The organism is Arhodomonas sp. KWT, assembly GCF_010993615.1.
Genome location: NZ_WNXE01000003.1, coordinates 36,988 through 48,494, shown reverse-complemented (window position 1 = coordinate 48,494; position 11,507 = coordinate 36,988). Strand labels below are relative to the sequence as shown.

Sequence of the window (11,507 nt, the reverse complement as noted above, 5' to 3'; positions counted from 1 at the left end):
CGCGACCTCCGCCTCAGGGCAGCTCGACGAGACTGCATTCGAGGGATTCCCGGTGGGTCACCGGAGCTTCGTCCGGGTAGCCGTACCAGATCAGGGCGATCACCGTCTCGATATCCGGGTCGATCCACAGCAGGTCGTAGAAGCGGGACTCCCGGATCACCGGGCCGGTGGACCACTTCATGCCGATGCCCTCGCTCCACAGCGACAGCGCGATGTTGTGGATCGCGCAGGCGCACGCCGCATAGTCCTCCCACGCCTGGAGCTCATTGCTGGAGTGATCGCAGCTGACCGCGAGCCAGCCGGGCTTGGCCTCCCAGTTACGACGCTTGCCCTCGGCGGCCTCGGCACCCTTGGTGGCCGTGAGCATGTCGGTGTTCAGATCGATGATGGCGCGCCGGGTCTCCTCGCCGATCAGATAGAAGTGCCAGGGCTCGGTGAGGTGGTGGTTGGGGGCCCAGCGCGCAAGGTCCAGCGCCCGGATCACCGCGTCGCGGGGCGGCGGGTCCTGGCGGAAGCGGTTGATGGTGCGCCGCGTGCGGAGGAGCTCCGCCGCCTGTTCGGGTGTTGCCGCATCGGCGGCACGCACCGCGCCTGCCTGCGTCTGCGCTGCCATGAACGCGTCCCCATGCCGATCAGTGATGGTTCAGGATACCATGCCGGGCGCGGCCCAGGCCGGCGGCACGACGGTCGGACCAACGTTGAAAGCCACCCCCAGGCTGGGTATTTTTCCGGTTTGAGGATATTCGCGGCATGGCGATAGACAGTTACCACCACTGGGCCGAGGCGGTCACGCCGCCGGAGGGGGCCGATGAGGCCTGGCTCGCGGCACGGCTGGCAGACGCCCGTGCCACGCTGCTCCACCGTCTGGAGTTCACCAGCGCACGACTGCGGCTGCGCGGGCTGCGCCTCCGGGTGCTCCCACCGGCCGCTCCGGCTCCCCTGGTTCCCACGCCCCCGAGCGTGGGGATGGCGCTGACCCTCGTCGGTGCGACCCCGGAGCTGCGCGTGCGCGAGGGCCTGTACCGCCCCGAGCGTGACGGCTGGACCCGCTGCTGGTCCGGCTACAGCCTCATCGGGGTCACCCGCGACGACTCACCGGAAACCCTCCCCGACGATCTCGTCCGGGAGGCCGCCGCGTGGCTGCGCGTCTTCCGCGGCCACATCGAGGACCTGGGCGCGGCGGACGCGGTGCCACGGGGCCCGCGCGCGGACCCCTCATCCCTGCGCTGAGCCGGCGGCCGGATTGTACAATCTCACGCTAATTATGCTACAAAAGTTTTACACAACCAGGACGGCATACGAACGATGACCCACCCCCTTGCGAGCCACTTCGAGCAGATCATCACCGGCATCGGCGAGGACGTCGGCCGGGAGGGCCTGGCGAAGACCCCGGAGCGCGCCGCCAAGGCGTTCGAGTTCCTGACCGAGGGGTACCAGCAGGACCTGGGCACGCTGGTCAACGACGCACTGTTCGAGTCCGATCTCGACGAGATGATCATCGTACGCGACATCGAGCTGTACTCGCTGTGCGAGCACCACCTGCTGCCGTTCTTCGGCCGCGCCCAGGTCGCCTACATCCCCGACGGCCGCGTGCTCGGGCTCTCCAAGGTGGCCCGCATCGTCGACATGTATGCCCGCCGGCTGCAGATCCAGGAACAGCTCACCCGCGAGATCGCCGAGGCCGTGCAGAACGTCACCGGGGCCCGCGGCGTCGGCGTGCAGATCGAGGCCCGGCACATGTGCATGATGATGCGCGGCGTCTCCAAGCAGAACTCGGAGATGAGCACGTCGGTGATGCTCGGCACCTTCCGGCACTCGCAGTCGACCCGCAACGAATTCCTGCAGCTCATCAAATCGGGGTGACACGGCGATGCGCCACGAGCTCTCGCGCATTCGCATCAAGGACCTGCGCCTGCGCACGTTCATCGGCTTCAACACCGAGGAGCAGGAGAAGCGCCAGGACGTGGTGGTCAACGTGACCATCGACTATGACGCCCTGCCCGCGGCACGCAGCGACGACGTGGAGCACGCCCTCGACTACAAGGGCATCACCAAGCGCATCATCGCCCACATCGAGGACAACCGTTTCCTGCTGCTCGAGAAGCTGGTCAGCGACATCCTCGACATCGCCATGGCCCCGCCGGAGGTCCGGCGCGCGGAGGTGGAGGTGGACAAGCCCCACGCCCTGCGCTTCTCCGATTCCGTATCGCTGGCCATGGCCGCCCGACGGGACGACGACGTACGCTAGCGGTCCATCGCGTGGTATTCCGGGTTGGGCATCATGTCCACCCCGGCAGCCAGACGGTTGGTCATGTTGAAGAAGGCCGCCACCGCCGCGATGTCCCAGACCTCGCGGTCGCTGAACCCGCTGTCACGGAGCACGTCCCGGTCCGCCTCGCCCACGGATTCCGGATCCTCGGTGAGCGCCACGGCGAAATCGAGCATGGCGACGGAGCGCGCCTCGAGCTCGGCGACGCGGTAGTTCATCACCAGCATCTCCCCGAGCGTCGGATCCCCGGAAAGCGCCCGCACCGCCTGGCCGTGGGCGACGAGGCAGTAATAGCAGCGGTTCACCGAGGAGACGACCACCGCGATCATCTCCCGCTCCAGGCGGCTGAGACCGGAGTCGCCGAGCATGAGCTCGTTGTAGAAGGACACGAAGTTGCGCAGCTTGTTCTGATCGAAGCTGTAGGCACGCAGCACGTTGGGCACCATGCCCAGCTTCTCCTGGCAGACGGCCAGGTAGCGGCGCATGTCCTCGTCCATGGACGCCGGGTCCATGAAGGGCAGGTCCAGGGCAGTGACGTGATCAGGCTGGGTCATGACGGCTCCTCCTCGCGGGGATTCACGCCCGGGGCGCGGGCGGCTCAACGCCGTCCGCCCACCCCGTAGCGGGTGACCAGGGCCACGCCGGCGAGCGCCAGTGCGCCGCCGGCGAATATCAGTCCCGTGGGTGTTTCGCCCAGCCACAGCCAGGCGATCAGCACCGATATCGGGGGCTGGAGATAGATGAAGCTCGTGGCGATGCTTGCAGGCAGCCGCGAGAGCCCGAAGGTATAGCATCCGTAGCCGAGCGCCATCGGAAAGACACCGAGGTACACGCCGGCGAGGGTCGGCTCCAGCGGCGCCGCCGCCACCCGCTCGGGCAGCCCCGGCAGTACCGGCAGGCTCGCCACCAGCGAGATCCACACCGCCCAGGCGAGGAACACGGTGGGCCGCTCCGCGCGCAGCACCGGCTTCTGGTAGACGAAATACACCGCGGTGACCCCGGCGGCGAGGATGATCAGCCCCACACCGCGCACGCTGCCGAGATCGAGCCCCTCGTTGAGGGTAATGACCGTCACCCCGAGCGCCCCCAGGGCCAGCCCGGCCCAGGCCGGCGGACGCAACCGTTCGCCGGCAACCAGCGCCGCCAGCAGCGCCGTGCACACCGGCACCGCCGTGATCACCAGCCCCGCGGCACTCGCGGTTATCGTCGTCTGCCCCGCGGCCAGCAGGCTCTGGTAGCCGAACACCCCGATCAGCCCGAGCACGGCGATGCGCGGCAGGAGCCGCCAGTCCGCGGGCCGGGCACGCCCGCGGGGCACGAGCACCAGCGCGAAGCACAGCCCGGCCACGGACAGACGCAGGAACACCGTCTCCATCGGCGTGTAGTAGGCCAGGGTCGCCTTGGCCGCCGGGAAGGCGGACGCCCAGAACACCGCCGTGGCACACAGCGCCAGCAGCGCCACCGCCCGCGACCGGCCCGTCTCGTCAGCCGCGGCGCTCACGAGAGCACCCGTGTCAGCGTCACCGCCGCGAGCACCAGCAGCACCACTCCGGTCAACCGGTCCACCCAGAGCGCATGCCCGCGCAGCCACGCAAGCACGCGGCCGCGGGTCAGCGCCGTCGCCACCAGCGCGTACCAGCCGCCGTCCACCACCGTGGCCGTGGCCCAGAACACCCCGACCTCGGCCACGCCCATGTCCGCATGGACGAACTGGCTGAACAGCGCGAGGAAGAACACGGCGATCTTGGGATTGAGGAAGGCCATGAGGAAGCCGTCACGGGCGGCGCCGGCCACGCCGACGGGCACCGTCGCTCCGGCGGCCCCTTCCAGCGCCGCGCCCCCGCTGCGCAACGCACCGATCCCCAGCCAGGCGAGATAGGCCGCACCGGCGAGGGCGAGACCGTGGTAGACCAGCGGGTCCGCGGTCACCACCGCCGCCAGGCCCAGGGTGGTCAGCAGCGCGTATACGCCCACCCCCAGCGCGTGGGCCAGGGCCGCCGCGAGCCCGTGGGCCCGGGAGCGGCGCACGCTGTGACGCACCACCACCGCCAGGCTCGGCCCCGGAGAGACGGCACCGAGCACGCACACCCCGGCCAGCGCGAGCCACGCGGCCAGCGTCATCGCACCAGCCCGGGCGGGGTCAGCCGGTCGCCGACCTCCAGGCCGAGGCGACGCGCCGTACCGGCGGCGAGCTCCAGGGCGTGACGCACGCCCGGGGGCGAACGGTAGCCATCCCGGCCGGGCTCCATACGGGCGATCTCGAGAATGCGCCCGTCCGCATCCATCCAGACGATGTCCAGCGGCAGGGCCACGTTGTGCATGTGCCAGTGCGTTACCCGGCTGGCGGGATAGCTGAACCAGATGGGATTACGGCGGATCTCCGGGGCGGGCACGTACTGCATGCCCTGGGCCCGTTCGTCGCCCTCGTCGGCGACGCGCACCGTCAACGCGCCGGCATCGCCGGGCAGGATCACCCGGGCCTGCTCCATGCCCCGCCAGACCGCCAGACCGCGGGACTCCGGGTCGTCCCCCCCGGCCGGACCGGGCCGGCCGAAGACGAGCACGCCAACGGTGACGAAAGCGATCAGGAGGATACGGGGTGCGGCACGCATGACCGCGAGTATGCCAGCCGCCGCCCGGCTTGGGCAGCCCGCGGAACCGTATCAATCATCCCGCCGGGTCCCGAGCAGGTCGAACTGCCGGAGCAGCCCCTCGAGCTCGGTCACCAGCGACACCAGCCGTCGGCTGGTGTCGCGGGTATCCCCCGCGGCATTCTCCGTCTCCGCGAACCCGTCGTTCACCTGGATGACGCTGCGATTGATCTCCTCGGCCGTGGCGGACTGCTGCTCGACGGCGGCCGCGATGCGGTTGTTCGTGTCGCTGATCCCGCGCACCGCCTCCTCGATCTCGTGCATCGCCCCACGGGCACCTTCGGCACCCTCGGTCACCTCGCGGGCGGCCTCCCGGCTACGGCCCATACCCGCAACCGCCGTGCCCGCTCCCCCCTCGAGGCGCTCGATCATGCCGGTGATCTCACCGATGGACGCACTGACCCGGCCGGACAGGGCACGCACCTCCTCGGCGACCACGGCGAAACCGCGCCCGGCCTCGCCCGCCCTCGCCGCCTCGATGGCGGCGTTGAGCGCCAGCAGATTGGTCTGTTCGGAGATGCCCTGGATGACGTCGAGGACATGGCGGATTCCGTCGGTATCGCCCTTGAGCCGCTCCACCGCCTCGCCGGCCTCGTCGAGGTCCGTGGCAAGCCGCTCCATCGCCCGCGCGGCCACATCCACCCGGGTCCGCCCGTCACCGGTCTGGGTCAGCGCCTGCTCGGCGGTGGACGCCGCCTCGGCGGTACTGCGCGAGACCTCCTGGACGGTGGTGGACATCTCGTTCATGGCGGTGGCGACCTGCTCGATCTCACCGCGCTGGGTATTGATGGCCCCCCGACTGCGCTCCGCGGCCCCTTCCGTGGCCTTCCCGCTGTCCGCCAGGGCCTCACTCACGTTGTGGAAACGGGTATGCATCGCGACGTGCTGGGCACGGTACATGCCGAACGCCAGGTCGATGCGCGCGGCATCGTCGTGCCCGTCGCCGTAGACCCGCTCGCCAACGGGATTCGAAAACACCCCGCGCGCGCGGACGGCGACCGCGGCGAGGCGCCCGGTCAGCATGAGTACCGTCACCACACCAAGCAGCGTCAGTATGAGTGCCGCCCCCAGGGCCGGCCACAGTGGCAGCGACGCACCAGCGGCGACGCCGAGCCATGTCGATACGCCAACAGCTCCGGCAAGCAGCGGACGCGTGCCCACACGCGCGTGCCATGGCACGACCGCACGGCCTCGCCGCATCCGGGCATAGAGCGCCTCGGCACGTGCCTTCTCGGCCTCACTCGCCATGGTCCGCACGGACTGATAGCCAACCTTCCTGCCGTCCTCGTAGACCGGGGCGACGTAGGCGCTGACCCAGTAGTGATCGCCGTTCCGGCAGCGGTTCTTGATCACACCCATCCAGGGGCGGTCGGCCTTGAGGCTGGCCCACAGGCTCTCGAACACCGCCTCCGGCATGTCCGGATGGCGGATGACATTGTGCGGCTGACCGCGAAGCTCTTCTTCACTGAAACCGGCGATACGGCAGAAATCCTCGTTGGCGCTGAGGATCCGGCTGTCTTCGTCGGTGGTGCTGATCAGCCGTTCGTCCGGACGTACAGGCTGTTCGCGCTGGGTGACCGGCTGGTTGACCCGCATGGTCGTGCATCTCCTCCACACGCCCGGCGAAGTCCGCCGGGCCCCGTCCTGTTTACGGGGCCGTTATCGGCAGGTACGGCGATGCTTAAACAGGGGCGACCGCGCCGGACCGATCAGGTGTCGGTCCGGGCAGTGCGGCGGATGCGCAGGCCGAGCTCGCGCAGCTGCGCCTCGTCGACCTCGGCGGGTGCCTCGGTGAGCAGACAGGTCGCGGTCTGCGTCTTGGGGAACGCCATGACATCGCGGATGGAGTGCGCACCGGTCATGAGCATGACCAGACGGTCGAGGCCGAAGGCGATGCCGCCGTGGGGCGGCGCCCCGTACTCCAGGGCGTTGAGCAGGAAGCCGAACTTCTCGCGGGCCTCGTCCTCGCCGATGCCCAGAAGCTCGAAGACCCGCCACTGCATATCCGGGCGGTGGATACGGATGGAACCGCCGCCGATCTCGGTGCCGTTGAGGACCATGTCGTAGGCGCGGGAAAGCAGCGTTTCCGGGTCCCGGCCGTCAAGCTCCGCAGGCTCCGTGGTCTGGGGCGAGGTGAACGGGTGATGGAGCGCGTAGAGACGGCCGTCGTCCTCGTCATACTCGAACATCGGGAAGTCGACCACCCACAGCGGGCGCCAGCCCGGCTCGACCATGTCCAGGTCGTGGCCCACGCGTACGCGCAGCGCACCGAGGGCGTCGTTGACCACCCGAGCGCGGTCCGCGCCGAAGAAGACCAGGTCCCCCGCCGCGGCACCGGTACGCTCGAGGATGCCCTCGACCGCGGCATCCGGCAGGAACTTGAGGATCGGCGACTGCAGGCCCTCGCGCCCGGCAGCCGGGTCGTTGACCTTGATGTAGGCGAGACCCTTGGCGCCGTAGCGGCCCACGAAGTCGGTGTACTCGTCGATCACCTTGCGGGTCAGCGCCGCGCCGCCGGGCACCCGCAGGGCGGCGACCCGGCCCTTGGGATCGGCGGCGGGTGCGGCGAAGACCTTGAACTCCACGTCCGTGAGCAGGTCGGCGACCTCCACGAGCTCCAGCGGGATGCGCAGGTCCGGGCGGTCGATGCCGAAGCGGTCGACGGCCTCGGCATAGGTCATGCGCGGGAACGGCTCCGGCAGCGACTCGCCGAGGACCTCGTCGAACAGCCCGCGGATCATCGCCTCCATGTGGCCCATGATCCCCTCCTCGTCCATGAACGAGGTCTCGATATCGAGCTGGGTGAACTCGGGCTGACGGTCAGCGCGCAGGTCCTCGTCGCGGAAGCAGCGCGTGATCTGGTAGTAGCGGTCCATGCCGCTCATCATCAGCAGCTGCTTGAACAGCTGCGGCGACTGCGGCAGGGCGTAGAACTCGCCGGGATGCATGCGGCTCGGGACCAGGAAGTCCCGCGCGCCTTCCGGGGTGGCGCGGGTCAGCATCGGCGTCTCGATGTCGAGGAAGCCGTTGCTGTCGAGATAGCGGCGCAGCGCCCCGGTCACCCGGGCGCGGGTGCGCAGGCGCTCCTGCATCTCCGGCCGGCGCAGATCCACGTAGCGGTGGCGCAGGCGCACGTCCTCGCCGACGTCGGTGTCGTCGAGCTGGAACGGCGGTGTCTTGGCGCGGTTGAGCACCGTGAGCCCGGTAGCGTAGAGCTCCACCTGGCCGGTGGCGAGGTTCGGGTTCTCCGTGCCCTCCGGGCGGCGGCGGACCCGCCCGCGCACCTGCAGCACGTACTCGTTACGCGCGGTGTCGGCGAGCTCGAAGGCCTCGCGCTCGTCCGGGTCGAACACCACCTGGAGCAGACCCTCACGATCGCGCAGGTCGATGAAGATGATGCCGCCATGATCCCGCCGCCGGTGTGCCCAGCCACAGACCTCGACCGTCTCGTCGAGCAGGGCCTCGGTAACCCCGCCGCAGTAATGAGTGCGCATGAATCCGAACCGCCTGTCAGTCCTCGGAAAACGAAAAAGGCCCGCGGATGCGGGCATTATTACGAGGCGGGCAATGTTAAGAGCTTGCCGGGGGGCGCGCAACCGCGCCCGGCGGCGGCCGCGTCAGCTGGCCGCCGTCTTCTTGCCCTCGCCGGAGCCGCCCCCGGACCCACCACCAGAGCCGGAGTCACCCTTGCTGCCGCCCCCACCGTCGCCCGCGAGGTTGCGGCGGTTGTCCTTCTTGAAGTCGGTCTCGTACCAGCCGCCGCCCTTGAGCCGGAACGCGGCCGCGGAGATGCGCTTGCGCAGCTGCGGACGATGGCACTCGGGACATTCGGTGAGGGGCTCGTCGTTGATGGACTGCAGCGCCTCGAGCTCGTGACCACAGGCGTCACAGAGGTATTCATAGATCGGCATGTCCTGTTCCTCATGCAGAGTGGGTACCGGCGGGATTTCCCCCTCGAAGATAGGGGCATTCTCGCAGGGAACCAAGCGCGCCGCCGGAATGGTGTCAATGATACCGTAGAAAGGGTGGCCGTGTGGCCGGAATCCACCGGAGCCGGGCCGTTTACGGGAGGGCGCGTGAATCCGCTGACACTGCTGGTGGGGGCTTTCCTGCTCGCCTTCCTGTTCGCGCTGGTACAGGTGGGCGCGCTGACCATCGCGTTCGGCAAGCTCGGGCTCTCCGGGGGCTCGGCGATGCTGCTGCTGTTCACCTCGCTGATCGGCAGCGGGGTCAACCTGCCGCTGTTCACCCTGGACGCCGAGGGCGAGCGCGACCCGCGCTGGCGCAGGCCCCCGCCGTGGATGAAGGGCATGCTCCGAGAGATCCCGGAAGGCAAGGTGCTGGTGGCGATGAACGTCGGCGGCGGACTCGTGCCCCTCGCCTTCTCGGTCTACCTGCTCTCGCGCAGCGCCCTCGCGCCGCTGCCGGTGCTGGTCGCCGTGGCCATCCAGGCCCTGGTCTGTTACCTCTTCAGCCGCCCGGTGCGCGGCGTGGGCATCGGCATGCCGGTGTTCATCGCGCCGATCACCGCCGCCATCACCGCGGTCGCCCTGCAGCCGGAGGCCAGCGCACCGCTGGCCTACATCTGCGGGACCCTGGGGGTGCTGATCGGCGCCGACATCCTGCGCCTGCGCGACGTGGGACGGCTCGGCGCACCGGTGGCCTCGATCGGCGGCGCCGGCACCTTCGACGGGGTGTTCATCACCGGCATCGTCGCGGTGCTGCTCGCCTGATACCCCACCGATCGCGGGGCGGGTCAGCCGTCCGGCCCGCGATCGCGGTGCGCCCGCAGGGCCTCGCACAGGGCCAGGAAGTCTTCCGGCGGCGCCACCGTCCACTCCATGGCGTCGCCGGTCTCCGGGTGACTGAGCATCAGCCGCTCGGCATGCAGCGCCTGGCGGCGGAATCCGCGCAGCGCCGCGGTCACCGCCTCGTCCGCCCCCGGCGGCAGACGCATGCGACCCCCGTAGACCGGATCCCCCACGATGGGATGGCGGATGTGGGCCATGTGCACACGGATCTGATGGGTCCGCCCGCTCTCGAGCCGGCAGCGCAGCAGCGTGTGCGCCGGGAAACGCTCGGCGATACGGTAGTGCGTGACCGCCGCGCGACCGCCCTCGCGCACGGCCATGCGCGTGCGTTCGCGGGGATGACGCCCGATGGGCGCATCCACGTGACCGCCGGCGGTGAACACGCCGGCCACCACGGCTAGGTATTCCCGGCCCATCCGCCGCTCCTGGAGCTGTTCGACCAACGAGCGGTGGGCGGCGAGGCTGCGGGCAACGACCATCACCCCGGAGGTGTCGCGGTCGAGCCGGTGGACGATCCCGGAACGGGGCAGCGCGGCCAGCTCCGGGAAGTGGTGGAGCAGCGCGTTCTGCAGGGTACCGTCGTGGTTGCCGGCGCCGGGGTGGACGACGAGGCCGGCGGGCTTGGCGATGACGATCAGCGAGTCGTCCTGGTAGCGCACGTCCAGCGGCAGGGCCTGTCCGGTGACCGCGTCCGCCGCCTCCAGGGCCGCGTCGACCACAACACGCTCGCCGCCGGCGACGCTGTCCCGGGGCCGTGGCACCCGGCCGTCGACGGTGATCGCCCCGGACTTGAGCCACTTCTGCAGCCGGCTGCGGGAATAGTCGGGGAAGAGCTCCGCGAGGGCGCGGTCCAGCCGCCACCCCGCCAGCCCGGCGGGTATCTCGGCCTGTTCGTGTACCGTCTGCGTGCTCATCGTGATCGATTACCTGTCACCGTTGCGTGCCACCGCGTGCGGCCCACCGCGGCGCGGTGGATCATAGCGCGGCGGCACCCTAGAATAGCGTCTTTAGTCATTGCCTTGAGAGCACGCCATGAAGCGAGCCCTGTCCCTGCTGCTCACCGCGCTGATCCTCACCGCCTGTGCGAGCGGACCGGAGAAGCAGCCCGATCAGGACCTGTCCGCCGCCACGCTCTACCAGAACGCGCGGGCCGCCTGGCAGCGCGGCGACTACGACCTCGCCGCCAACCGTCTGGAGACGCTGGAGGCGCGCTACCCGTTCGGCACCTATGCGGAGCAGGCACAGCTCGACATCATCTACGTCTACCACAAGAACGAGGAGCCGGCCTCGGCGGTGTCCGCCGCGGAGCGGTTCATCCGGCTCAACCCGCGCCACCCGCGCGTGGACTACGCCTGGTATATGAAGGGTGTGGCCCAGCAGGAGCAGGGCCAGGGCTTCCTGGACGACCTGCTCAATATCGACCGCGCCGCGCGTGACCCGGAACCGCTGCGCAAGGCGTTCGACGCCTTCCGCACGCTCATCGAGCGCTATCCGGACAGCGACTACGTCGCCAATGCCCGCGATCGCATGCGTGCGATCCGCGACCAGCTCGCCGAGCACGAGATGCAGATCGCCTCGTTCTACGCCGACCGCAAGGCCTGGGTGGCGGCGGCAAACCGCGCCACGCATATCATCCGCGAGTACGAGGGGGCCCCGGCGGTGGCACCGGCACTCAGTCTGCTGGAACGGGTCTACGGCCGGCTGGAGATGCCGTCGCTGCGGCGTGACGTACGCCGCGTGCTCGAGCGCAACGGAATGAGCGCGGCGGACGCCTGA

Annotated in this window: 14 protein-coding genes; 5 read left to right on the top strand and 9 right to left on the bottom strand. The window is 69.8% G+C overall.

Going from position 1 to position 11,507, the window contains the following annotated elements; all coding sequences use genetic code 11:
- Positions 1 to 13: 13 nt before the first annotated feature.
- Entirely contained in the window at positions 14 to 613 is a 600-nt protein-coding gene (locus tag G7A99_RS01750; RefSeq protein ID WP_163138706.1) for a nitroreductase, read from the bottom strand.
- 137 nt (positions 614 to 750) lie between these two features.
- On the opposite strand from G7A99_RS01750, the gene G7A99_RS01745 reads away from it, so the two are divergent.
- The 3 genes from G7A99_RS01745 to folX all read left to right on the top strand — a co-directional run bounded on the left by G7A99_RS01745 (position 751) and on the right by folX (position 2,248).
- Positions 751 to 1,230 (top strand): hypothetical protein, encoded by a 480-nt coding sequence (locus G7A99_RS01745; RefSeq protein ID WP_163138705.1) that lies wholly within the window; start codon positions 751 to 753, stop codon positions 1,228 to 1,230.
- Positions 1,231 to 1,305: 75 nt separating this feature from the next.
- Entirely contained in the window at positions 1,306 to 1,863 is a 558-nt protein-coding gene (folE, locus tag G7A99_RS01740; RefSeq protein ID WP_163138704.1) for a GTP cyclohydrolase I FolE, read from the top strand.
- A gap of 7 nt (positions 1,864 to 1,870) precedes the next feature.
- On the top strand, positions 1,871 to 2,248 hold the full coding sequence (folX, locus tag G7A99_RS01735; protein ID WP_163138703.1) for a dihydroneopterin triphosphate 2'-epimerase: 378 nt from the start codon (positions 1,871 to 1,873) through the stop codon (positions 2,246 to 2,248).
- Here folX and G7A99_RS01730 read toward each other — a convergent pair.
- From G7A99_RS01730 to G7A99_RS01700, 7 genes are all read right to left on the bottom strand, one after another.
- Positions 2,245 to 2,823, bottom strand: coding sequence for a peroxidase-related enzyme (locus G7A99_RS01730; RefSeq protein WP_163138702.1), 579 nt, complete (start codon positions 2,821 to 2,823; stop codon positions 2,245 to 2,247). The two genes, folX and G7A99_RS01730, sit on opposite strands and share 4 nt — an antisense overlap.
- Positions 2,824 to 2,867: 44 nt before the next feature.
- Positions 2,868 to 3,770 (bottom strand): DMT family transporter, encoded by a 903-nt coding sequence (locus tag G7A99_RS01725; protein ID WP_018719192.1) that lies wholly within the window; start codon positions 3,768 to 3,770, stop codon positions 2,868 to 2,870.
- Entirely contained in the window at positions 3,767 to 4,390 is a 624-nt protein-coding gene (locus G7A99_RS01720; RefSeq protein ID WP_018719193.1) for a LysE family translocator, read from the bottom strand. The genes G7A99_RS01725 and G7A99_RS01720 overlap by 4 nt, the downstream gene beginning before the upstream one ends.
- A complete protein-coding gene (locus G7A99_RS01715; protein ID WP_018719194.1) occupies positions 4,387 to 4,881 on the bottom strand; it encodes a DUF192 domain-containing protein in 495 nt (164 codons plus the stop codon). The genes G7A99_RS01720 and G7A99_RS01715 overlap by 4 nt, the downstream gene beginning before the upstream one ends.
- Before the next feature lie 51 nt (positions 4,882 to 4,932).
- A complete protein-coding gene (locus G7A99_RS01710; RefSeq protein ID WP_163138701.1) occupies positions 4,933 to 6,516 on the bottom strand; it encodes a PAS domain-containing methyl-accepting chemotaxis protein in 1,584 nt (527 codons plus the stop codon).
- A gap of 113 nt (positions 6,517 to 6,629) precedes the next feature.
- On the bottom strand, positions 6,630 to 8,414 hold the full coding sequence (aspS, locus tag G7A99_RS01705; protein WP_018719196.1) for an aspartate--tRNA ligase: 1,785 nt from the start codon (positions 8,412 to 8,414) through the stop codon (positions 6,630 to 6,632).
- A gap of 123 nt (positions 8,415 to 8,537) precedes the next feature.
- Positions 8,538 to 8,831 carry an FmdB family zinc ribbon protein gene (locus G7A99_RS01700; RefSeq protein WP_163138700.1) on the bottom strand — a complete coding sequence of 98 codons (294 nt, stop codon included), beginning with the start codon at positions 8,829 to 8,831 and terminating at the stop codon, positions 8,538 to 8,540.
- A gap of 165 nt (positions 8,832 to 8,996) precedes the next feature.
- Here G7A99_RS01700 and G7A99_RS01695 point away from each other — a divergent pair, with 165 nt between their 5' ends.
- Positions 8,997 to 9,653 carry a DUF1614 domain-containing protein gene (locus tag G7A99_RS01695; protein WP_018719198.1) on the top strand — a complete coding sequence of 219 codons (657 nt, stop codon included), beginning with the start codon at positions 8,997 to 8,999 and terminating at the stop codon, positions 9,651 to 9,653.
- A 23-nt stretch (positions 9,654 to 9,676) separates the two neighbouring features.
- Here G7A99_RS01695 and rluD read toward each other — a convergent pair whose 3' ends face one another.
- Positions 9,677 to 10,645, bottom strand: coding sequence for a 23S rRNA pseudouridine(1911/1915/1917) synthase RluD (rluD, locus tag G7A99_RS01690; protein ID WP_163138699.1), 969 nt, complete (start codon positions 10,643 to 10,645; stop codon positions 9,677 to 9,679).
- A gap of 118 nt (positions 10,646 to 10,763) precedes the next feature.
- Between rluD and G7A99_RS01685 the strand changes: the two genes are divergently transcribed.
- Complete coding sequence (locus G7A99_RS01685; RefSeq protein WP_018719200.1) at positions 10,764 to 11,507, top strand: outer membrane protein assembly factor BamD; 744 nt, start codon at positions 10,764 to 10,766, stop codon at positions 11,505 to 11,507.

Coding starts and splice junctions, on each gene's coding strand:
- G7A99_RS01730 (WP_163138702.1), bottom strand. CDS start 2,823: ATGACCCAGCCTGATCACGTCACTGCCCTGGACCTGCCCTTCATGGAC.
- G7A99_RS01720 (WP_018719193.1), bottom strand. CDS start 4,390: ATGACGCTGGCCGCGTGGCTCGCGCTGGCCGGGGTGTGCGTGCTCGGT.
- G7A99_RS01700 (WP_163138700.1), bottom strand. CDS start 8,831: ATGCCGATCTATGAATACCTCTGTGACGCCTGTGGTCACGAGCTCGAG.
- rluD (WP_163138699.1), bottom strand. CDS start 10,645: ATGAGCACGCAGACGGTACACGAACAGGCCGAGATACCCGCCGGGCTG.
- G7A99_RS01750 (WP_163138706.1), bottom strand. CDS start 613: ATGGCAGCGCAGACGCAGGCAGGCGCGGTGCGTGCCGCCGATGCGGCA.
- folX (WP_163138703.1), top strand. CDS start 1,871: ATGCGCCACGAGCTCTCGCGCATTCGCATCAAGGACCTGCGCCTGCGC.
- G7A99_RS01745 (WP_163138705.1), top strand. CDS start 751: ATGGCGATAGACAGTTACCACCACTGGGCCGAGGCGGTCACGCCGCCG.
- folE (WP_163138704.1), top strand. CDS start 1,306: ATGACCCACCCCCTTGCGAGCCACTTCGAGCAGATCATCACCGGCATC.
- G7A99_RS01685 (WP_018719200.1), top strand. CDS start 10,764: ATGAAGCGAGCCCTGTCCCTGCTGCTCACCGCGCTGATCCTCACCGCC.
- G7A99_RS01715 (WP_018719194.1), bottom strand. CDS start 4,881: ATGCGTGCCGCACCCCGTATCCTCCTGATCGCTTTCGTCACCGTTGGC.
- G7A99_RS01710 (WP_163138701.1), bottom strand. CDS start 6,516: ATGCGGGTCAACCAGCCGGTCACCCAGCGCGAACAGCCTGTACGTCCG.
- aspS (WP_018719196.1), bottom strand. CDS start 8,414: ATGCGCACTCATTACTGCGGCGGGGTTACCGAGGCCCTGCTCGACGAG.